We start from the raw sequence: 23,304 nt of genomic DNA, 5'->3' as shown, positions 1-23,304 counted from the left end.
GCAGAACGGTTTATCTATCTTCTGATAGATAGCCTTGTTAAGGGACGCGAAGTCAGACAGAGACTAATGTATGCTGATGTCGTCGCCCTATATCTATCTAGTGATAGATAGTATTTGAAGCAAGACGATGGTGATCCGATCACAATCACGCAGACGCCACGATCGAACGCTATCGTCGAAGTTACGCAGTCAAGCACCTGTCGCGAAGACCGCTATCGGTCTGGATGACTAACGATTTATCACCGCAGTTTCCTGGCAACATTGCCCACACTGGAGAAACCACCATGTCGATCGAAAAAGTCCTCTACACCGCCGAAGCCACCGCAACCGGAGGCCGCGACGGCCGCGCCGTGGTGCCCGCCAGCAACCTGGACCTCAAGCTCACCACGCCGCGCGAACTGGGCGGCGCAGGCGGCGACGGCACGAACCCGGAACAGCTGTTTGCAGCGGGCTACAGCGCCTGCTTCATCGGCGCGATGAAGTTCGTGGCGGCGCGCGACAAGATCGCGATCCCGGCTGACGTTTCGGTCAACGGCCACGTGGGCATCGGCCAGATCCCCAACGGCTTCGGCATCCAGGTCGAACTGCGCATCTCGCTGCCGGGCCTGGACCGCGCTGCCGCTCAAAAGCTGGTCGACGCGGCACACATCGTCTGCCCGTACTCGAACGCCACGCGCAACAACATCGACGTGACGCTGACGATCGTCTAAGGACGCAGCGGAAACAGGATCAAACGCGTCGGATGGTGACGGAGCGGGCCAGGTCAGGGCCCGACCCGGCACCCGACGCGTTTTCTCTATATCGGATCGGAAACTGCGGTCCGTTCACTGTGCGTCGCGGGCAAGACCCGCCATCAAACCGCTCGCACGTTGCACCTTGGCGACCACCGCGCGGTCGAGCACCGAGCGTCCTTCCGGCACGGCCAGCGTCAGGAAAGCCCGCGCGCGCGTGATGCCCGTATAAACGAGTTCGCGCGTCAATATAGGGCTGTAGGTGTCCGGCAGCACGAGCGCCGCGTGTGTGAATTCTGAGCCCTGCGATTTGTGCACCGTTAGCGCAAACACGGTCTCCACACCTTGCAAGCGGCTAGGCGACACCCACTTCACGCCGCCCGTACCGTCTCCCGAAGGAAACGCCACACGCAGCACCGGCGGCATCCCAGCCTCAACCGGCAAATCGAGCGCAATGCCGATATCGCCGTTCATCAGGCCCAGTTCGTAGTCGTTATGCGTGACCAGCACGGGTCGCCCCGCATACCAGTCGCCCAGCGGCTCGATCAGGCCTTCTTCCTGCAGCAGCCGCGCCACGCGCCTGTTCAGTCCTTCCACGCCCCACGTGCCGCGCCGCAAGGCGCAGAGCAATTGAAACTCCGTATGCGCCTTGAGGACATCCGCCGCCCACTCGACGAGTTGTTCGGGCGCTGCACCGGGCTCGGGACGCGTGCTACGCATCGTTTCCAGATAGTGGCGGTAACCGCGGCGCTGTGCCTCGTGCGTTTCGCCCACGTTTCCGTCGACGATCAGCGCGCGCAGCGATGCGTCGTCGTGCGCGGGGCAAATGAGGCGCGCGAGATCCGCGTAGCCGTGCCGCCAGATCTTCGCCACGCCCGTGGCGTCACCGGTATTCACCAGTTCGGCAAGTGCGCCGATGCCGCTTTCCGATGCGAAACGATGGCTCTGGCGCAGCATCGCCACGGCTTGATCGAGCGGCGTGCCATGCGCGTCGAGCATCGCGGCGTCGATGCGCTCGCCCGTCGCGGCCTCCAGCCACGCGCGCGTTGCCTCGGTGTAGTGGCCTTCGCGTGCGCGATCGCAAAGCTCGCCCAGCACCGCGCCCGCCTCCACCGACGCCAACTGGTCCTTGTCGCCAAGCAGGATCAGACGCGCCGTGGGCGGCAAGGCATCGAGCACCGCCGCCATCATTTCCAGATCGACCATCGAGGCTTCGTCGATCACCAGCACATCGACGGGCAGCGGATTGGCCGCATCATGACGAAAACGCCGGCTGCCAGGGCGCGTGCCGAGCACCCGATGGAGCGTAGTCACAGCCGTGGGAATCGCGTTACGCAACGCCTGCGCGTCCACGCCTTGCGCAAGAGCATCGAACGGCAAACGCGCGACCGCACCCGCGATCGATTCGTTCAGGCGCGCCGCCGCCTTCCCCGTTGGAGCAGCAAGACGGATTCGCAAAGGCCGCGCCGACACCTTGCCGCCAAGCGCCAAAGTTTGCAGGAGTGCCAACAACTTCACCACAGTGGTGGTCTTACCTGTGCCAGGTCCGCCCGTGATGATGCTAAAGGCGCTGCGTGCCGCGAGCGCACAGGCGAGCTTTTGCCAGTCCGCGCGCCTGGTCTGGTTAGCGGGATTGGGATTCGCGGTTTCCCGCGGCGCAAACAGTGCATCGAGCGCCACGCGCGCCGCTTCGGCGGGCAACTCCGCCTCGATGCGCGCACGCTGCGCCAGACGCGCCTCGATGCCTGCACGCACGTCCTGTTCGTATTGCCAGTAACGGCGCAGATAGCAGCGCGTTCCGGTCAGCACCAGCGGCGTGTTGCCCTCCTCTGCGCTCACCAGATCGGGAAAGTCGAGCGCCGCGAACCAGTCTTCGAGCGTCACGCCCGCGAGTACTTCCGCTGGCGGTTGAGGCGGCTCGTCGGTCAGCACCTGCGGGCCGTCGGGCGGCAAGGACAAGGCAAACGCCGGATCTTCCAGCGTGGCCTGCAAATCGAGGCACACATGCCCGCGCCCTAACTGATGGCTGGCCAGCGCCGCCGCAAGCAAGAGCAACGGCGGCGCGTGTGGCGTCTCCTCAAGCAGAAAACGCGCAAACGCACCGTCGAGCGCGCGTAGCCAGCCCCGTTCGACCCAACGCTCCAAGGTGGCAAGCATCTGTGCCGCCGACTCCTGAGACGTTGCGCGTACAACTGTTTTTTGAGCTTCGACCGCATGGACTGGTTCGAGCGCCACAGCTTCGTCTTGCGCTTCCAGTTGCGCAAACAGATCCCCCGTCACGCCGATGCTATCTTTCGGCCCCGCGGTCGTCGTCGTGCGTCGCTTCGTCATACTGCGCCCTCCAGCGTGCCGTGATGCGAGAACAGCGCATCTAGGCTTTCGATCAACTCGCGAGGCGGCCGTTCACAGTGCATTCCCTGACTCGGTGAATTCCCACCTCGCAGGAACATATAGACCGCGCCACCAATATGCCGGTCGTAGTCATAGTCGGGCAAGCGCGACTTCAGCAAGCGATGCAGCGCGAACAGATAGAGCGCATATTGCAGCTCGTAACGCGAATGCAGGATCTGCGAGCGCATTTTCTCCACGGTGTAGGAAGCGTCGTCCGGGCCAAGCCAGTTCGATTTATAGTCGGCCACGTAATAGCGGCCCTCATGCTCGAAAACAAGGTCGATAAAACCCTTGAGCATGCCGTTCAGACGGGCTGAATCCAGCAGCGGGCGATCGGCCCCGTCGAGCGTCAGCGACGTAACAAGCGCATCGAGTTCAAGCGTATCCACGCGATGCGCGGCCACCCAGAATTCCATTTCCGCCATATAGGCCGATTTTTTGAGCGACGCCAGCGAAAACGGCGAGACCGGTTCGCCCTCGAAATCAGGCAGTTTCAGCGGTGTGTTAATGAAGGACAGCATCCACTGTGTCAGCGTGTCGATCCATCGGTCCCAGCCGCGCACGCTGCAGCGCCGCGCGATCATGTCGCGCAAACGCACATGTGCGGATTCGTCAGCGATCTCCGCGAAGCCTTCGTTCGCCACCCACTCCATCAATTCGTGCAGAAAACTGCCTGCGTCGGCGCCGCGCTCGAAACCATGCATCGGCGCACCCGCGGGCGCGAGTGCGTTGGCGTCGAACTCGTCGTCTTGTGGCGCACTTGCGCCCAGCAGTTCGAGGAATACGTCTTCGCCGCGCGTGTCGGGCGCGGCGCGCTCCTCGTCTTCGAGCTTTGTCGCATACGCGTCGTGCGCACCCTCCACCGTCTTGAGGCTCGAATAGCTCGCGATCCACCACGGCGTGCGTGTGCGACGTGGAAAAGAGCGAGCCTTTCCGCGAGCTGCGCTCGGACCTTGCGTCGCAAAGACTTCGTTGCCGGCCACAGGCGCCGTCGCCATAGCAATATCGTGGCACGGCCCGCGCAGCGCTTCGAGCAACGTGTCGGTCTGTTCAGCCGGCAACGCCGCGCCGCCACCCACCAGATAGCCGAACGCGCTCCCTTCCACGTTCTGCACTGGCGCATAGCCAATCCATGTCGCGTAGCATGCGCGCGTCAGCGCCACATAGAGTTTGCGCAGGTCTTCGCCCAGACGCTCACGATCGGCCTGTGTCAATACGGCAGGCTCGGGTTCCAGCGTAACCTTTAGTTCGCCATCCTGATCGTGCCATTTGAACGGTACGTCGTCGGCCTTCACTGCCCGATGCGCACATGCAAACGGCAGGAAAACCAGCGGATATTCCAGGCCCTTCGATTTGTGGATCGTCACTACCTGCACAAGTCCCGCATCGCTTTCCAGACGCAACTGACGCGCATCGCCTCCGCCGCCCGCGCTTTCGTCCTCGCGCTGCTCATCGAGATAGCGGATCAATGCATGCTCGCCGTCAAGCTGTGTGCTCGCCTGTTGCAGCAATTCGGCCAGATGTAGCAGATTCGTCAGCGCACGCTCGCCGTTCAGACCCGCCGCCGCGTGTTCGCCCAGCAAGCGCTGCGACACGTGAAAATCGTTGAGCAAGCGGCGCAGCATCGGCAGCACGCCCTTCTTGCGCCAGACTTCGCGATAGCCGCGGAATTGCAGCACGCGCGCTTCCCAGGCAATTTCATCGCGGCCGAGCGCGTCCAGTTCGCTCCAGCTCAACCCCAGCGACGCCGTCGCAAGGGCGCTGCGCACGAGCCGGCCATCGTCTGGCTCGGCGCATGCCCCCAGCCAGTAACGCAACTCTTCCGCCTGAGGCGTGCGATACACCGAATCGCGATCCGAGAGATATACGCTGCGTACGCCACGCACGGCCAGCGCTTCGCGAATCGCCCGCGCTTCGTCACGGTTGTTGACGAGCACCGCCATATGCGCGGGCCGCAACGGCTTCATGCCATTTTCGCCTTCGAAGCCGGCCGCGCCCATCTGGCCCAGATTGAGCAGACGCACCATCTCCGTCGCGCAGCTTGCCGCCATGCTCGCAAAATACGCGCTTTTGCTCATGGCCTTGCCGTCGTCCGCGCCCGGCAGCCACCACACGTTCAGCGCCGCCAGTGGCTTGCCGTTTGCGACAAGCTCATCGGGACGGCCATTCGCGTCGGCGGCAACGAACGGCAACGCGTTTGCCTCGCCTTGTCCGCCGCGAAACAGGAATGCGCCGCTGCCTTCAGGGCGTATTTCCGCCGCCTCGAAACAGCGATTGACCGCATCGACCATCGCGCGCGTCGAGCGGAAATTCTTCTTGAGCGTGTAGAGCCGCCCCTCGCAGGCGCGACGCGCGCGCAGATAGGTGTAGATATCCGCGCCGCGAAACGCATAGATCGCCTGCTTCGGATCGCCGATCAAGACGATTGCCGTCTCAATGTTGTTCGACTCGATCGCATAGACCGAATCGAATATCTGATACTGCACCGGGTCCGTGTCCTGGAACTCGTCGATCAAGGCGACCGGATACTGCTTGCGTATGATCTCGGCTAGGCGCGTACCGTTCGGCTTTTTCAGCGCGGCGAGTAAGCGCGTAAGCAGATCGTCGAAGCCCATCTGCGAGCGGCGAGCCTCTTCTTCCTCGAAACGCCGCGCGACCCAGCGCGCCGCGTGACACAGAACAGGCAGCTTTGCTTCGGGCTTCGCGCCCAGCGAATCCAGCAAGGTTTCCATCGCCGTAAAACACGGGTGCGAAGGCGGCTTGCCTTCCTTCCATATTTCCGCGAGACCATCCGGTGTCAGACGCGTCCACACCGCAGCGTCGTCCTTAAAGCCGGGATGCGCGCTTTGCGGATCGTTGGCCCATTCGCGCAGCTTTGTGAACCAGTTTTCGCAATTGCGCGTATTCAGTTTTTTGGCGTCAAACAGCTTCTTTTCACGCGCCGCCTCGATCAAGCCTTGCGCTTCATCGATACCCTCGCGCCACGGCGCTTTCAGCGCTTCGAGTTCTTCATGCGCCTGCGTGCGCGCTTCGAGTAAAGTCGCGGCGGGCGCGCCGGCGTCGGGCAGTTGTTCGGCGTACGGGAGAAGGGCCTTGATCGCCTTGTGCAGCGCATCGGGACTCGCGAACCACGCGCGCACTTCGCCCGCGCCCTGTGCGTCGAGCGGCGCCATGAACGTGCGCCAGTAATCGCGCACGACTTCGGCGCGCAGTTCGGTCTGGTCGGTTTCCAGCGTCTGCGAGAAGAGACTGTCGCTATCGAATGCATGCTCACTGAGCATGCGATTGCACCAGCCGTGAATGGTCGACACCGCAGCCTCGTCCATCCACTCGGCCGCCAGTTGCAGGCGTCGCGCGCAACCAGACCATTGTTCGGGCGCGTAGGCTTCGCGTAGATCATGCAGAAGATCCACGCCCGGCGCGCGAAACGGCACTTCGTCGGGCAGCGCGCGGAAATAATCGGCAGCTTCGATCAAACGTGCGCGAATGCGCTCGCGCAGTTCTTTGGTCGCGGCGTCCGTAAAGGTCACGACGAGAATTTCAGGCGGCGTGAGCGGGCGCATGCCGCCCTGCTCGACTGCCGCTTCGCCATCCTCGTCATAGCCGTCGTGCGGCTCGCTAGCGCCGTGATGGCCAAGCACGAGCCGCACGTAGAGCATGGCGATCGTAAAGGTCTTGCCAGTGCCCGCGCTCGCTTCGATCAGGCGGCTGCCATAAAGCGGAAAGCGCAGCGGCTCCAGCACATCGGCGATCATGTCGTCTGCCGGGGTCATGCGTTTTCTCCAACCGTATCGGCAGCATTGGCCGTGCGCTTACTCTTCGACGACGACAGCGGCGCACGCTGTATCGGCATCAGCAACGAAGTTGCTAACGCAACGAATTCGTCATTGGCAATGAGCGCGTCAAAATCCGGGAACGCCCTGCGCAGATAAGGATTCGTGTCGCGCTCACCTGGCAGGCGCACTGCGCCTTCAAAAGCCGTGCGCGCCGCGTCCCACGCCTCGGCGGGAATTGCCGAGGTATCCGCGGCAAAATCCACGGGCAGCTTGCGCAGCCACGCGAAGGCGGTCTTGACCGCCAGCGGCAGAGGCCGACGCGAACCTTCATCCCACGCCGCCATCAATGCCAGCAGCCACGCGCGCGCAACATCGGGCGACACGGGCGCGAATTCCGCCACGCCCACCTTGCTGACGATCATCGTCGTCACTTCGCCCGCCGCCAGTTGCGCGGCGACGTGCGCCACCCAATAGGCCACCAGACGGTCGCCGCGATACTTGTTGTCCTTGATGAGGGTACCGGCGTCGAGAATCACGCGCCCGAGCGCGCCGCCCTCGCCTTCACGCACGTCGTCGATCCAGTCAAGCAGGTCGAGCGCGCGGCCGTCACGCCCCGCATCCGGCAGATCGAGACGAATTTCGTATTGATGCGATAGCGGCGTCGGCCAGCGCGCGAGCGCCTTGCGATATTCGCCGAACAGTTCCTCCATCGGCTTGAGCAGTTCTTCGCCGATCACTTCGCCAAAGCCGCCCGCCGCCAGGTCGCCGCTGCGATGCATGCGTTCGAGGCGCTCGCGCGCCACGGCATCGAGGTCGTCTTCACCGCGCTCCATCGCCCGCAACTGCGCGCGAATCAGTTCGTCCTGCAACTGCCACGCCTGCAAGGCGTCAACCTCGAACGGCTCGTGGTTCTCGCTCGCTTCGTCCTGCATTTCCAGGCCCACGCGCAAGCGCTGCCGGAAAAAGCTGCGCACGGGGTCGCGCAGGAATTCGCCCAGTTCGCGGATCGAAAGCGGTTCGTCGCGCTCCGGCGCTGGCAGTACCGCGTCGGCCTGCGTTGCATTGGCAAGCGGCGCAGGACGGCTCCACTCGTGCGCAAACGTGTAGAGCGCTGCGTCCTGCGGATCGGCCGGAAAGTATTCGGCGCTGAACGGCTGCAGCCGATGCTCGATCGTCAATGCGTCGACGAGTTTGTGCGATTTATCCGCCACGTCGTCTTCGAGCCGCCAACCCGCCTTCAGATGGTCGCGCAACTGCCCAACCAGCACCGAAGGCGGCCTCGGCGTGTTGTCGGTCACGCTGCGCCCCACCCACGAAATATGCAGATGATCGCGCGCGGACAGCATCGCTTCGAGAAACAGATAACGGTCGTCCTCGCGGCGCGAACGGTCGCCAGGACGATAATCGCGGCGCATCAGGTCGAAGTCGAGCGGCGTGCGGCTGCGCGGATAATCGCCGTCGTTCATGCCCAGCAGGCAAACGATGCGAAATGGAATCGCCCGCATCGGCATCAAGGTCGCGAACGTCACCGCGCCCGCAAAAAAGCGCTGTGCGAGGCCGCCGCCGTCGAGCTGGCCCAGCCAGTTCTCCGCTACGATCGCAAGCGGCAGCGTCTGCGTGAGCGCCGCCTCGTCGCAGGCCTCGCGCCACGTCTGCAAGGCCGTGTCGAGGCGCTCCAGCGTGTAGGCGTCCTCGCCCTCGTCGGCGGCGAAGAACGTGGTTTTCAGCGCGCGCAGACGCACGCACCAGTCTTCAACGGTGGCCGGTTCGCTGAGCGTGCGCCAGGCGTCGTCGAGCGCATCGATCAGGCGCGTGAGCGGCCCGAGCAGCGCGGCATCCAGACCGCCGATTTCCGCGTACGGTTCGATGCCGCGCCACGCGCCCGCGCGGTCGCCCGCCGCGTAACCCAGCAACATGCGACGCAGCCCGAACATCCAGCTATTGGGCGCGCTATCTTCATCGCCCGGCGGCAGCCCGAGACTCGCGCGCTGCTGCGCATGCAGGCCCCAGCGAATATTCGCGCCGTCGATCCAGTTGCGCAGCGTCGGCACGTCTTCGGCGTCGATGCCAAAGCGCGAGCGCACGGCCGGCACTTCGAGCAGATCGAGCACATCGCTAACCGTCACGCGCGCATGCGGCAGCGACAGCAGCATTTCCAGAGCGCCGATCAGCGGATCGAACGCACGCTGCGCGCGATCCGCGATGCTGAACGGAATGTAGCGCGGATCGTCGCCATCCACGAGGCCGAATACGGCCTGGATATGCGGCGTATAGACCTCGATATCGGGCACCATCACGATCACATCGCGCGGTCGCAATGCCGGATCCTCAGCGAACGCGGCAAGCAGGCGATCGTAGAGAATCTCCACTTCGCGCTGCGCGCTATGCGCGACGTGAAAGCGGATCGAATCGTCCACCTGCGGATCGACGGGCGGCCAGTGCTCGCGCGTCTCGGGCAAGGGCCGCAGATCGCGGATATCGTCCTGCAACTGCTGGAGCAGCGTATGCGCCTCGCCGCCGTCGAACAGATCGATACGCTGGCCGATGCGCGTGAAATGCGGCGTGTACGTCTCGCGCGCTTCGTCGCTGTCGTATTCGTCGAGCAAACCGATAAAGTCGCGGCCCTGCTTGCCCCAGGCCGCCAGCAGCGGTTGCGCATGCAGATGCAATTGCGAATCGTCGAGTACGGCAGGCGCACCCGCGCGGCGGCGCTGGCGAGCATGGCGCGCGCGCAGCAGATCCTGATCGGCGACGATATCGGCCCAGTAGTGCATGCAGGGGTTATGCACGCAGAGGAGCACCTGGCTCCAGCGTGCGAGCGCTGCCAGCACTTCGAGCGACTGGCGCGGCAGGCTCGAAATGCCGAACACCACTAGGCGGCGCGGCAGCCCGCGCGGGCGCGCGTCGCCTTCCTGCCAGCTCTGCGCGCGCTGCATGAAGAGGTCGTGCACAGTGGAGCGGCCGGTCTGCGCGAGGGCGTGACCCCCGGTATCGCGTTCGCTCACGTCGGCCAGCAAGGCGCGCCAGAGGGCGGCCTGCCAGCGCGCGTCGTCGGCGAGCGGAATACGGTTGTTGCGCGCGTCGATCACCACGTCCTCGTGGTCGGCCCACGCGGCCAGCCAGTCGGCGCGATAAACCTGGTACTGGTCGAACAGGTCGGCCACGCGCTGCGCAAGCTGGAAGCACTTGCGCTGCTCCTCGTCGTGCGCCATGAAGCGCTTGAGCGGCTCGTAGCCCGGCTCGTCGAGCAGCGCGGGCAGCATGCGCATGAGACGCCAGACAAGGCGTGATTTGTCGAACGGCGAGACCGCCGGCACCGCCTCCTCGCCCAGCACGGCGCGATAGACGGCCCAGAGGAAACGCGAAGGCAGCGACATTTCCAGCGCCGCCGCGATCCCACAGCCGCCGTCCTCCGGGTCGGCCGCGAAGGCGAGCTTGAGCCACTGCGCGATGCCGTTACTCTGCACCAGCAGCATTTCCTTTTCGAGCGGCGCGATCGGATGCTGGCTGATCCAGTTCACGATCAGATCGCGCAGGCGCTCCGGCTCGTTGCCATGAACGAGCATCAGCCCAGTGGGCAGTTCGCGCGCGCTCAACTGCAGCTCCCGTTCGCGGAGAATGGACTATGCGCGCCGCGTGGGCGAAATCGAAGCGTGAGGGATGCGGCCATGTCGCCTGGTCGTGTCTGTTGCCGGGTAGTTTCCGGACTGTTGCCGAGTGTGTTGCCGATAAGAAACTCAACGCGCCGCGCCCGCTTTCCGAAGCGAAACACGGCGTGGGCCGACGCTGCGCCGGCCCAAGGCAACATGTTACGACATCGTCGGCCTAGGCGAGACGCATACCCCTGGCGGAATCGAAGAAATGCAGGCGCGCCGCGGGCAGTCGCACCGCAATGCGCTCGCCGCGCGCGGGCCGCGTTTCGTGTGGCAGGCGCACGATCACTTCGTTGCTGCCCCAGCGGCCATGCGCAAGGTTATCCGCGCCCAGCAGTTCGCAGGTTTCGACTTCAAGCGTAACGACTGCAGAGCCGGGTGCGGAATCGCCGTCGTACATATGCTCGGGACGCACGCCCAGCACGCATTCGCGTCCCGGTTCCAGATGCGCGCGCAATCCGCTCGCCAGTGCGCCGATCGGCAGCGGCAGATGCGGCCCCACGCCCGCCGTTTCGAAGCGCTGCCCATCCGCGCTCACGCGCCCGTGCAGCAGGTTCATGGCGGGCGAGCCGATAAAGCTCGCCACGAACATCGACGCGGGCCGGTCGTAGACCTCGCCTGGCGTGCCGACCTGCTCCGCGCGCCCGCCATTGAGCACCATCACGCGCTGCGCGAGCGTCATCGCTTCAATCTGGTCGTGCGTGACATAAAGGCTCGTCGTACGCAGTCGTGCGTGCAAACGCTGGATTTCAAGGCGCATTTGCACGCGCAGTTTCGCATCGAGATTCGACAGCGGTTCGTCAAAGAGAAACACCGAAGGCTCGCGCACGATGGCGCGCCCCATCGCCACGCGTTGACGCTGGCCGCCCGAGAGTTCGCGCGGCTTGCGTCCGAGCAGCGCGCCCAGTTCCAGAATGCCCGCCGCCGCGGCCACGCGCGCCTCGATCTCGCGCTTGTCCAGCCCCTGCAATGTGAGGCTATAACCCATATTGCGCGCGACCGTCATATGCGGATAAAGCGCGTAATTCTGGAACACCATGGCGATATCGCGATCCTTGGGCTCCATGCGGTTGACCACCTTGCCGCCGATGGCGATCTCGCCACCAGTCACGCTTTCGAGCCCCGCCACCATGCGCAGCAGCGTCGATTTTCCGCAGCCGGACGGCCCGACCAGCACCATGAATTCACCGTCGGCCACATCGACATCGATTCCGTGCAATACCTGCTGCGTCCCATCGTAGGACTTCGTCACGCCCCGCATGCTCAACGCCGCCATGCCTTCTCCCGTTTTACGCCTGTTTTCCGCTTATTTTTCGACATCGACCAGTCCCCGCACGAACCAGCGCTGCATCGCCAGCACCACCACGAGGGGCGGCAACATGGCGATCATCGTCGCGCACATGACGAGTTGCCACTGCGTCGCGGCATCGCCGCTTGCGATCATGCTTTTGATGCCCACCACCGATGTCGTCATCGACGCCGTGCTCGACATCAAAATTGGCCACAGATACTGATTCCAGCCGTAAATAAAGGTGATGACGAATAGCGACGCGATATTCGTTTTCGACAATGGCAGCACCACGTCCCAGAAGAAACGCAACGCGCCCGCACCATCGATGCGCGCGGCCTCGATCAATTCATTTGGCAGCGTGAGAAAGAACTGGCGAAACAGGAACGTAGCCGTGGCGGAAGCAATCAACGGCAACGTGAGACCTGCGTAGGTGTTGGTCAGATGCAGCGTGGCCGCCACCTGCACCGTGGGGAAGATGCGCACTTCCACCGGCAACATCAGCGTCACGAAAATCAGCCAGAACGACAGTCGTCGAAATGGAAAGCAAAAGAATACGATCGCATAGGCGGACAAAATCGAAATCACAATCTTGCCCACCGAAATGATCAGCGCCGTAATCACGCTATTGAGCAGCATCCTGCCGAACGGACTAGCCGCACTGCCAGTGCCGGTTTTCCAGACCGTCGCCACGTTTTCGAGAAAATGGGTGCCGGGCACCAGCGAAAGCGGCACGCTAAACACCTGCTGCTCGTTCATGGTGGCCGCGCAGAACGCCACGTAGACGGGAAACGCCACGACGGCGACACCAAGCAGCAGCATCGCGTGACAGAAAAGATTGAAGAAGCGGCGATTTTCGACCATCAGTATTGCACCCGCCTTTCGATAAAGCGGAACTGGAAGATCGTCAGACCGATCACGAGCAGCATCAACACGACCGATTGCGCGCCGGAACTGCCGATATCGAGGCCACGAAAGCCTTCGTCGAAGATCTTGTAGACCAGCGTGCGCGTCGACTGGCCGGGTCCGCCGCCCGTTGCCGCGTCGATCACCGGAAAGGTATCGAAGAGCGCGTAGACCACGTTCACCACCAGCAGAAAGAAACTGGTGGGCGACAGCAGGGGAAAGGCAATGCCGAAGAAACGCCGCACCGGCCCCGCGCCGTCGATGGCCGCGGCTTCGAACAGCGATTGCGGAATGGCCTGCAAGCCTGCGTAAAAGAACAGAAAGTTGTAGCTGATCTGCTGCCACACCGATGCAATCACGACCAGCGTCATCGCCTGGCCCGGATTGAGCGCGTGATTCCAGATCACATGCACGCGCGCGAGCGCGTAGGTCACCAGACCGATACTCGGATTGAAAAGGAAACCCCAGAGTACGGCAGCGATCACCGGCGCAACCGCATATGGCCAGATCAGGAAGGTCTGATAGAAACGCTTGCCGCGCGTGACGTGATGCGCCATGCCCGCGAGCATGAGCGACAGCGCCAGTCCGCACACGGTCACAAGCACGGTAAACACCAGCGTGGTCTTGACGGAGCCCAGATACAGCGGGTCCTGAAAGAGCCGCGTGAAATTCGCAAAGCCGACGAACTCGGACGATGTGCCGAAGGCGTCCTGGGCTTGAGTGGACTGCAGCAGCGCAACGCCCGCAGGCCAGAGAAAGAAAATAGCGGTGACCGCTAGCTGGGGTCCGATCAGCAGATAAGGCAACAGGCTCGCGCCGAAACGGGAGCGTGGTTCCATCGCGTCGATCTCCTCGAATTTCACTTCGAATTTCGTCTCGAATGCCGGCGCTTTCGCCGCGCAAGCATTCTAGCCGAGAGTCGGCGCAGGCCGTATGAACGAAGCGTCTACTGAGAGGCGATCAGATCGTCCACCACGCGGATCACGTGGCCCGGCGTGATCGCCGTGGTGCATTGATAGCGCAGCGCATCGTTCGCGTGGCGCGGGCACCAGCTGAAATCGCCGCCGAACTCGAAGGCGAGATCGTTGTAGCAGCTATTGCAGGCGTGGAAATTAATGATGCGCCACGGCGTGCGAAACTCCGCGCCCGGGTGCGAAAAGCCGCTGATCATCACCACCGGCACGCCCACGGCCCATGCGAGCCATGACAGCCCACTGCCCAGCCCGACGAAAAAGTCCGCGTGCATCAAGAGGCTGGCGCGCTCCTGCAAGGGCCGCTCGCCGGTAAAGTCTTCCGCGCCTTCGGGCATCGTGTTCAGCGCGCCCGGCAGGCCGTATTCACGGTCCCGGTCGATGCACAGCTCGCGGTAGCCGCGCGACTTCAGATGCGCAACGAGCATGCGCCAGCCATCCGGGTTGTTCCAGTATTTGCATTGCGCCGACGCCTGCGCCGCGATGCAGACATAACGCTCGGGCACGATGCGCGCGCGGTCGGCGACCACGATATTGGTGCGCCGCTCCACCGCGGGTACGCCGAGCATGTAGGAAGCAGAATCCTGGAGGCTGCTGATGCGCGGATCGGTCGGCTGATGATCGCGATCGCTATAGGGGGAGTAAAAGCCGACGCGGTAGGTCGCGTAGATCGGATCGTCATGCTCCGCCTGCGGCTCCTGCTGCGGCGATTCCGATACGAAACGCAGCGCCGGATAGCCTTCGGTAAAGAGCGGATGCAGCCAGGGCTTCATCTCGACGGTCACTTCGCCGCCGTGCCGCTGACGGAACGCCTCGATGGCGGGCACCCAGGCGATAGCGTCGCCCAACGCACCGGAGCCGAGCGTCATCCAGACGCGCCGCCCTTGCGCATCGAACGCATGCGAGAACACCCGGCGTTCGCCGTCGAACACCTCCAGCAGAAAGCGCACGAAGTATTTGCGACGGCTGGCCGCGACCTCGCCTTGTGCAAGCGTGGCATCGAAAACGAGATTATGGGTATCGAGATCGTGCATACGCACGCGCCAGCCCGCTACCGGCACCTGCACGCGGCAGCCGTAGTTGAAGTCGAAGCGGATGCCCTCGGGGCCGGCCAGCAGCGGCGTGGATGGCATGCCGGCGCGCGCAAAACTGGCGGTGGCGCGCCCGCGTTGCCGATCGGAAACTTTCGGTAATTCAGTGGGCGACTGGGCGGATTCAGGCTGACCGGGCGTATTCATCGTGCGGATCTCGCGTGCAGGCGGCGCAAACACGCCGACGGATAGCGGCCGCGCCGGGAGAAAGCCACCGGCGCGCCGCGTGCGCGATGATAGTGCAGCCCTGTCCGGGCGCCCCGGCATGCAGATCAAGCTTTCATGCGAAAAGTCTGATCGTGCCCTGTCTTTGCTGGCGTCAGGCCAGCGTAGCCGCCGCGAACTTGCCGATATCCGTGGCCGGATCGCGCAAGGCGGCCACGTCGAGGGTCTTGCCCGAGCCCACGAGTTTCTTGCCGCACAGGAAGTCGGGCATCGAGGCCACGGCGTCGACCGCCAGCAGTGCACCGTTCTTCAGATAATAGACGGCGAAGCGGCGCGCCGCCGGATCGCCGCGCACTACCGTCTCGTCGTAGCCTTCGTGCAGGCCCACGGTCTGCAGCTTCAGATCGTACTGATCGGACCAGAACCAGGGCGCGTCGCACGCAGGACGCGGCTTGCCGACAATCGCCGATGCCGCCAGCTTTGCCTGCTCGACCGCGTTATGCACGCTTTCCAGGCGGCCCGTACGGCCGTAATGCGAGAGCGGACGGCTTGCGCAGTCGCCAATCGCGAACACGTCCGCGTCCGACGTGCGCGCGTCGTCGTCCACCTGCACGCCGTTGACGCAGAAGATGCCAGCGGCCTCGGCCAGCGCCACGTTCGGCGCAATGCCGATGCCGATCAGCGCCAGCGTGGCGGGCACGATCTCGCCGCCCGCCAGTTGCACGCCGGTGAGCTTGCCGTTCTCGCCCACCAGCGCCTCGATCTTCGCGTTCAGGCGCAGATCGACGCCTTGCGCGCGATGTTCGTTTTCATAGAAGGACGAGACCGCTTCGCCGGTCACGCGGCCCAGCACGCGCGGCGCGGCTTCGAGCACCGTCACGTCGTGGCCGAGCTGGCGCGCGGCCGCTGCGGCTTCCAGGCCGATATAACCCGCGCCGATCACCACGAGCTTCTCGCCGGGCTTGACGCGTTCGCGCAGGACGTCGGCGTCCGCCAGCGAGCGCAGCGCCACCACGCCGGCCAGATCGTGGCCCGGCACGCTCAGCGCGCGGGGCGTGGAGCCGGTCGCGAGAATCAGCTTGTCGTACTGCAACGCGGTGCCGTCGGCGAGCGTGAGCGTGTGGCTGGCGCGGTCGAGCGACTGCGCCGCCACGCCAAGCTTCAGCTCGATGCGCTGGTCCTCGTAGAACTGGCGCGGCTTGAGCCACAGACGCTCGACGTCCGATTCGCCCTTGAGATAGGCCTTGCTCAGCGGCGGCCGATGGTAAGGCGGCACCGGCTCTTCGCCCACCAGTACGACGCGCCCTTCGAAACCATACTGGCGCAGCATGGCCGCTGAGTTGCCGCCTGCGTGCCCTGCCCCGACGATCACTACCGTGCTGCCCTGTTCCTGCATGTCCGCTCCCAGTCGTTCAATTGCTGCGCTGCCACCCGCGGGCGCGCTTCGTTCAGGACCGAGATCATCTCACGACTGCGCAGCCAGCCCCAAAAAAGCCCGCATATGCCGGCATAGGTTTCGTGAAGCGGTCATTAGTCGAGTGCCTGGTCATCAGGCGCGGAATACAGGGCGCGCAACTGCCCGGTCATCGGGAAATCAATCGTCACACCATGCGGCGGAACCGGCTGCTCGAACCACTTGCGATACAGCGCCTCCATTTCGCCGCTCTTCATGAGCGCGCTCATCGTATCGTTCACCAGTTGCCGGAAGGCCGGGTCACCGTTGCGCATCATGAATGCATAGGCCTCCCAGGATTGCGGCGTGCCGACAATGGTCCAATCGGATGGATGCGTCGTCAACGAACGCACACCGGCGAGCAGCACATCGTCCATCATGTAAGCGACGACGCGGCCAGATTCGAGTACCTCGCGCCCTTCGACATAGTCTCGCGCGCTGATCACGCGCATATCCATCTGCTTGTGCAGATTCATGGTTCGCAGAATGCGCTCGGAATTCGTGCCTTGATTGGTGAGCACGCTCTTTCCCACGAGATCGCCGAAATCGTGGATGCCCGAATCCTTGCGTGTGAGCAGGCGCGTGCCCGCGACGAAGAAGGTATTCGAAAATGTCACCTGGCTTTGACGCGCGCGCAGATGGGTAGTCACGCCGCATTCGAGGTCGACGGTGCCGTTCTGCACGAGCGGAATACGGTTCTGCGACGTCACGGGAATAAAGCGCACTTCGAGATTCGGCCGCTGCGTCCTGACTTTCACCGCTGCGATGATGCGATTGCAGATATCCTGCGAAAAACCAATCACCTTGCCATTCGCATCACGGTAAGAAAATGGCAGGGACGCTTCGCGATACCCCACGGCAATACGATTGGCCGACTGGATCTTCTCCAGCGTGGGTTGCGCGATCTGCGCGCGTGCCGGATTCACAACGCCCAGCAACATGCATAACCCTGAAGCCAGGATCCACGCCCCATGTTTCCAGTCTCGCTCCCTCATGCTCGCTGTTCCATTTCAACGTTGTGAGTTCGATGTTAGCGTGCTGTGCCAATCGTACCAATCCGCGAATATTCCGGACAAAAAAAAGCAGCGGACGCATCCGCTGCTTTTATATCATCGTGTCGTCGTATCAGGCGCTGCGCTTCGCTTGCCCGTTGACGATGGCCTTCGGCTGCAGCAGCGCGAGCACAGCACCCAGCGCCATCGCGGCCGCCACGCAATACATGCCGGCGTTGGTGCTATGCGTAACGTCCTTCATCCAGCCGATGATCGACGGGCTGACGAATCCCGCGAGATTGCCGATCGAGTTGATCATGCCGATTGCCGCCGCAGCCGATCCCCCCGCGAGAATCGCGCTCGGCCAGGCCCAGAACACCGGCATGGTCGCGAGCATGCCCGCCGCGCCTACGGAAAGCGCGAGCATCGCGAGCGGCACGTTGCTGGCAAACACCGTACTGAAATACAGTCCAAGCGCCGAAGCGAACGATGCAATCGCAAAGTGCCAGCGGCGCTCGCCGCGGCGGTCGGCGCTCTTCGCCACGAACAACATGCTGAACACGGCGCAGGCATAGGGAATGGCGGTCAGCAGACCCACGTCGAGCGCATTCTTCACGCCGCTGGCCTTAATGAGCGTCGGCAGATAAAAGCTGATACCGTAAAGCCCCATCATGCAGCAGAAGTAGATGCCAGCCATCAGCCACACGCGGCCATTGCCGAATACCGATGCCACCGACGCATGGCCCTTGCCCGCCTGATCGAGTTCGATATTCTTTTCGAGCACGGCGCGCTCTTCATTGCTCAGCCACTTCGCCGCGCGAATGCTGTTGGGCAGATAGAACAGCGTGACGATGCCGAGCACGAACGACGGCACTGCCTCGATGAGAAACAGCCATTGCCAGCTTGCCAGGCCATCGCGCCCGTCGAAAGCCGCGAGAATCCAGCCAGAAAGCGGGCCGCCCAGCACGCCCGCAACCGGAATGCCGATCATGAACAGGGCGTTCATGCGGCTGCGTCGCGCGGCGGGAAACCAGTAAGTCAGATACAGCACGATGCCGGGAAAGAAGCCCGCTTCCGCCACGCCCAGCAAAAAACGCACGATATAGAACTGCGTGGGCGTGGTGACGAACAACGAGGCCGCCGAAATCACGGCCCATGTCAGCATGATGCGTGCGATCCATACGCGCGCACCCACCTTGTGCATCAACAGATTGCTCGGGACTTCGAAGAAAAAATATCCGATGAAGAAAATGCCCGCGCCAAGGCCATAAACGGTCTCACTGAATTGCAGATCGCTCAGCATTTGCAGCTTGGCGAAGCCCACATTCACGCGGTCCAGATAGGCCGCGACGTAGCAAAGAAAAAGAAAGGGCAACAGGCGCAACGTGGCCTTGGCATAGGCCCGGGATTCGAGTTGCTGTTGTGCGGCGCTCGACAGGCCGCTGGCGATTGTATTCATGGTCTCCACATGGTTTGCCGGAAAATCGCAGCGTGGGTGCCGCTATTTTTCCGTGTTCTACGTGCGCTGATGCTTCGCTGCAAGCGCGGATGTTACCGGTCACGCGGCCCGCATGCAAACGGCATGATCGTAGCGGCGCGGCTTCCGCGCTGTCAACCATTCGTAAGAATGTCGCAATTTCGCCCAATCTGCATAGCCCGGTGGCCGCACGCTAGAATCGGCTTTCGGATTTCACGGTATCCACGCTTTGTATCGAAACACTCGTCTGGAGGAACACACGTGATGACTCTTGCCACTTCGCCGCGCCGTCCGCGCGTCTATCTCGCGGGCTTCGACGTGTTTCGCCTCGATGCAGTCGAACATGGCGCGCGTCTGGTCGCCGCCTGCGCCGAATTCGGCTTCGAAGGCCTGTATCCGCTCGATGCCCAGGTGCCCGCCGATCTGGACGGCCCGCGACAGGCCGCGTGGATCTATCGCGCCAATATCGACGCCATTCGCAGCGCCGATATCGTCATGGCCAATGTCGTTGACTTCCGCGGGCCTGGCGAGCCGGACTCGGGCACGGCCTTCGAGATCGGTTTCGCCGCTGCACTCGGCAAGGAAATCTGGGCTTACACAACCGATCAGGGCGCACTGATCGAACGCGTGCCCTCGCAGCCGGGCCCGCAAGGACGCGTATGCGAGCGAGGTTATCTGGTGGAAGATTTCGATCTGCCAAAGAATCTGATGATCGCCTGCGCGGCGCGCATCGTGCAGGGCGATGCGCGCGCGTGTCTGGAGGCGATGGCGCGCGGTCGCCTCGACTAGCGCCGCGCCGCCCTATTCCAATTAATGGTGCATCGAGCTCATGGTGCTCATACGCTGCAACGCGCGAATGCGGGCGATCGCCGGGCGATCCGTCACCGCGCTCTGATAAAGCTTCGTCAGATCGGCCTTGAGCGCGGTACGCGACGCGCCATCCAGATAGACCATATGCCCTGAAGGATAGAAACGCGCGCTCAGGTTATTGCGCACTTTCTGGTCGAGCAGCGGCATCTGCTGCAGGTCGATCACGGTCTGATAGAACGGCGTGACGAAATCGTAATAGCCATTCGCGGATAGCACGCGCAGATCGGGATTGAGCGCCATCACAGCAGCAAGATCGCCCGCCGTGTAGAGAATGATATTGCCCTGCGCATCCAGGCCTTTTTGCGCGCCCGTTGGATCGATATGACCGAAATCCCAGTTCTTGAAGGCCTGATCGTTGAGATCCGTGAACGACGAGTTGGTGCGAAACTTCAACTGCTCGTTCAGATAGCTGTTCCACATCGCCGTATAAACGCCGCTCACCGCCGTCATGGTCGGATCGTTGCCGCCTGAGTTCGGATCGATATTGCCGGCGATACCCGTGTCGATGGCCGTTACGCGACCGTCGTACGAGCCGAGCGCCATGCCCTTATCCTTGAGCAGCGAGGTGAGAAAGAGCGAGTTGCCGCGGCTATCGTAGGCAGCGATATCCAGATTCCACGATTCGAGCGTTTGCGTATCGATACCCGTGTATTGCGAAAGCGTCTTGAGCGTGGCGGGCAGCGCCTTGTTGTTCGGATCGGGGAATTTCTGCAGCGCGAGCCGATAATCGGTACGCGCGAATTGCGCGACCTGCGCCGCGAACGTACCCAGATCCCTGGGCGCGGGCTTCACACCCAGACGCTGGTGATACCACGCATCGGCTGCCGCCGTGGGCAGCGCGCCCATCGGGTTGCCGCTTTGCGTGTAATCGAGAATCGACGATTGCAGCGTGATGCCGTTGAGATCCACGCCGTCCTCATGCAGGCGATACGCAAGCACGCAACTACGCGCCGTGCCATACGATTCGCCATAAAGAAACTTCGGCGAATTCCAGCGATCGTTCGCGCTCAGATAACGCTTGATGAATTGCTTGAGCGAATCCGCGTCCTGATCCACGCCCCAGAAGTCGCGGTTGTGATGCGGCGCCACCGCCGCCGAATAGCCCGTTCCCACTGGATTGATGAAAATAAGGTCGCTGCGGTCGAGCAGGCTGTCCGGGTTGTCTTCGAGCGTATAGGGCGCGGGCGGCGTGAAGCCCGGCATCGACGTCTTGATGCGCTTGGGCGCGAACGAGCCCAGCAGCACGAACACCGACGATGATCCAGGCCCACCGTTATAAAAGAAGGTCACGGGCCGATCCTGCGCCTGCACGCCGTCTTTGGTGAATGCCACGTAGAAAATTTTGGCGTTGGGTTGCGAACTGCTCGGGTCCACGGTGACGAGATGGCCCGCGGTCGCGGTATAAGCGATCACTTCGCTGCCGATCTGGATTGCGTGATGCGTGATCGCCGCGTTTTCGGTCATGTCGGTGACGAAGTCGTCGGGGCCGTTGCCGTAGGCGGTGGGATCGAAGCACGGCTGGTCGGCCGGGCTGCGGTGCTTGCCGTTGCCGCCGGCCGGTCCCGGCGTATGGCCGTTTCCTTTCGTGGAATGCGCCTCGTCGTTCATGTCGTCTCCTTGCTCGCATGTTTCGCTTCGGAAACCTCCGAAGCGCCTCGGATACCATCGGAAACAGGAAGCCAGCACTGCCGGGCGCTGCGCCGCATTGTCTTGACATCGCGTGCGCGCGCCCACGGTGATGCTATACCGAACGCGCCGATGGACGCGCTATGCGAGCGCGGCGGCCACCTTCGTACCCACGGGCGTACCCAGCCCCGTGCAGGCATCCCAGCCCGGCGCGGCGGCGTAGTCGCCGTTGCTGCCGCTCGTGACGTCGTTGAAGGCATCGGCTTGCGCATAGAGCTTCGCATTGACGAAGCCGGCCGCCTTGCCGGCGTTCGCGTTGATGCGCGCGATCAGCGCGGCCCACAGCGGCGCGACGGCGCTGGTACCACCCACCACCGTATCCGCGCCGCCGATGTGCACCGCATAGCCAGTGGCCGGATCGGCATCGCCAGCCACGTCGGGCACGCCGCGACGCACCAGCGCGCCGGCCCCGCCGCTCGCCCGCACGAGCCGCAGGCCCTTTTGCCACGTGGGCAGCGCGAAGGTCATGCTGACACCGCCGCCGGTCGCGCCATCGTCGCCGGTGCTCCAGACCGTTTCGCGCGAAATGCGCCCGTTCGCCGCCGTCACATGCGTGCCGCCGCAGCCCAGCGCATAGGGGCTCGATGCCGGGAAATCGACATGATCCGCGCCATCGCTCACGCCGTCCGAGGAACCGCTGTCGCCCGACGCCGCGCACACCGTCACGCCCAGCGCCACGGCAGTCTGTAGCGCGTCGTTGAGCGCGCCCAGCGACTGCTGCGACCACGACGATTCCGGCGCGCCCCAGCTGATCGAGATGACCGTGGGCTTGCGCTGGCTATCGTGCAACGCGGCGCTCACGGCATCGACGAAACCGGCCTCGCTATTCGGCGCGAAATAGACGGCGATCAGCGCGGCGGGCGCGAGCGCGCCGGCGATCTCCACGTCCAGCGTGACCTCGCCGTCCGGGCCGTTGGGGTCGCCAGTGGGCGCGTTCTTAGTCTGATCGACCGAGACGTCCTGCACGTTGGGCGGCGTCACGCCCAGTGCGCTGAAATAGGCCTTCAGATCGCTTTGCGCGTAGCCGCCGCCCATTTCGATGAGCGCGATGCACTGGCCCTTGCCGTCGCCATCGGGGAAGCCGTAAAGCTCGGCCAGTTGCAAGGGCGTAAAGGAATTGTTCACCGCGCGCGCCGCGCGGATCGGCGCATGGATCGGACTATCGCCGGTCGAGGTGGATTCGATGCGGAAATGCGGCTGCACCTTCGCACGGCTGTCGAGACCCACGACCGCCGTGACGATGTCGTGCATATCGTCGGGCAGATGCACCGGGCCGACGGGTTGCCGATAGTGCTGTTTGAGCTTGCCGCTTTGATGCTCGAAGCGCTGCAGATCGACGCCGAATGCGTCGTTGTACTGCTGCACCGTGCCCGAGAGCACGATGCGCCGCGCTCCGGTATCGGCCTTCACGACCGTGAGACCGTGCGCCCTGGCGAAGTCCTCGGCGCGCTTCACATCGGCGGCCGACGCGCCGAAGCGCTGCTCGTAGTCGGCGCGTGAAACCGGTTGTGCGCCCTTCGCGCCCGCCGTGATGCCGTCCACCAGCGCGCGAAAGCCCGCTTCGTCCTGGCGGCGCAGGATCAGCACGACGTTGAAATGTTCGGTGGGGTCGCACGCGCCGACGCATTGAGCGCCGGCCGGTACGGGATGGTCACTGCCTGCCACGGGATGCCTGGTCATGGCCGCTTCTCCTTGATGGGCACACGCCCCCTCGCGAGCGAGGCATGTGCCGGATTGTGCAGGTTCCACGCGCCGCGCGGGTCGTGCGCGTCCCGGCGACGCCTGGCAATTCAACGCGCATCGCCCCAGGCTGGCCTGCAGGCCGTGCGATACGCGCAAAACTGACTAGGGCGA

At 63.5% G+C, this 23,304-nt stretch carries 14 protein-coding genes; 2 read left to right on the top strand and 12 right to left on the bottom strand.

What is annotated here, in order from left to right; all coding sequences use genetic code 11:
* Positions 1–284: 284 nt before the first annotated feature.
* Positions 285–710, top strand: coding sequence for an organic hydroperoxide resistance protein (locus F3J17_RS28405; protein ID WP_167067121.1), 426 nt, complete (start codon positions 285–287; stop codon positions 708–710).
* Positions 711–824: 114 nt separating this feature from the next.
* On the opposite strand, the gene recD is transcribed toward F3J17_RS28405, so the two are convergent.
* From recD to F3J17_RS28355, 10 genes are all read right to left on the bottom strand, one after another.
* Positions 825–2,888: an exodeoxyribonuclease V subunit alpha gene (recD, locus tag F3J17_RS28400; RefSeq protein WP_205194999.1), complete on the bottom strand. Its 2,064-nt coding sequence runs from the start codon at positions 2,886–2,888 to the stop codon at positions 825–827.
* 170 nt (positions 2,889–3,058) lie between these two features.
* Positions 3,059–6,895: an exodeoxyribonuclease V subunit beta gene (recB, locus tag F3J17_RS28395; protein ID WP_167067115.1), complete on the bottom strand. Its 3,837-nt coding sequence runs from the start codon at positions 6,893–6,895 to the stop codon at positions 3,059–3,061.
* Positions 6,892–10,494, bottom strand: a complete 3,603-nt coding sequence (gene recC / locus F3J17_RS28390; RefSeq protein WP_240161187.1) for an exodeoxyribonuclease V subunit gamma — start codon at positions 10,492–10,494, stop codon at positions 6,892–6,894. The genes recB and recC overlap by 4 nt, the downstream gene beginning before the upstream one ends.
* Before the next feature lie 229 nt (positions 10,495–10,723).
* Entirely contained in the window at positions 10,724–11,827 is a 1,104-nt protein-coding gene (locus F3J17_RS28385; protein ID WP_167067112.1) for a sn-glycerol-3-phosphate import ATP-binding protein UgpC, read from the bottom strand.
* Positions 11,828–11,857: 30 nt separating this feature from the next.
* Entirely contained in the window at positions 11,858–12,703 is an 846-nt protein-coding gene (gene ugpE / locus F3J17_RS28380) for a sn-glycerol-3-phosphate ABC transporter permease UgpE (RefSeq protein WP_167067109.1), read from the bottom strand.
* Entirely contained in the window at positions 12,703–13,584 is an 882-nt protein-coding gene (ugpA, locus tag F3J17_RS28375; protein ID WP_167067106.1) for a sn-glycerol-3-phosphate ABC transporter permease UgpA, read from the bottom strand. The genes ugpE and ugpA overlap by 1 nt, the downstream gene beginning before the upstream one ends.
* Positions 13,585–13,691: 107 nt before the next feature.
* Positions 13,692–14,954 (bottom strand): autotransporter strand-loop-strand O-heptosyltransferase, encoded by a 1,263-nt coding sequence (locus tag F3J17_RS28370; RefSeq protein WP_167067103.1) that lies wholly within the window; start codon positions 14,952–14,954, stop codon positions 13,692–13,694.
* 172 nt (positions 14,955–15,126) lie between these two features.
* The gene (locus F3J17_RS28365) at positions 15,127–16,368 is read right to left on the bottom strand and encodes an FAD-dependent oxidoreductase (protein WP_167067100.1); all 1,242 of its coding nucleotides are present in this window, start codon (positions 16,366–16,368) and stop codon (positions 15,127–15,129) included.
* A 134-nt stretch (positions 16,369–16,502) separates the two neighbouring features.
* Positions 16,503–17,366, bottom strand: a complete 864-nt coding sequence (locus F3J17_RS28360; RefSeq protein WP_167067097.1) for a transporter substrate-binding domain-containing protein — start codon at positions 17,364–17,366, stop codon at positions 16,503–16,505.
* Between the two features lie 184 nt (positions 17,367–17,550).
* Positions 17,551–18,876, bottom strand: coding sequence for an MFS transporter (locus tag F3J17_RS28355; RefSeq protein ID WP_167067094.1), 1,326 nt, complete (start codon positions 18,874–18,876; stop codon positions 17,551–17,553).
* Between the two features lie 282 nt (positions 18,877–19,158).
* On the opposite strand from F3J17_RS28355, the gene F3J17_RS28350 reads away from it, so the two are divergent.
* Positions 19,159–19,683: a nucleoside 2-deoxyribosyltransferase gene (locus F3J17_RS28350; RefSeq protein WP_167067091.1), complete on the top strand. Its 525-nt coding sequence runs from the start codon at positions 19,159–19,161 to the stop codon at positions 19,681–19,683.
* Between the two features lie 21 nt (positions 19,684–19,704).
* Here the strand turns inward: F3J17_RS28350 and F3J17_RS28345 are convergent, their stop codons facing one another.
* Both F3J17_RS28345 and F3J17_RS28340 read right to left on the bottom strand, forming a co-directional pair.
* Positions 19,705–21,372 carry a peptidase S1 gene (locus F3J17_RS28345; RefSeq protein WP_167067088.1) on the bottom strand — a complete coding sequence of 556 codons (1,668 nt, stop codon included), beginning with the start codon at positions 21,370–21,372 and terminating at the stop codon, positions 19,705–19,707.
* Positions 21,373–21,531: 159 nt separating this feature from the next.
* Positions 21,532–23,130, bottom strand: a complete 1,599-nt coding sequence (locus F3J17_RS28340; protein WP_167067085.1) for a S53 family peptidase — start codon at positions 23,128–23,130, stop codon at positions 21,532–21,534.
* Positions 23,131–23,304 lie beyond the last annotated feature (174 nt).

This window comes from Burkholderia sp. Ax-1719, from assembly GCF_011753055.1.
In the GTDB taxonomy this organism is placed as follows: Bacteria; Pseudomonadota; Gammaproteobacteria; order Burkholderiales; family Burkholderiaceae; genus Paraburkholderia.
Note: the sequence above shows the minus strand (reverse complement) of the source record. Positions and strands in the feature narration are given on the sequence as shown.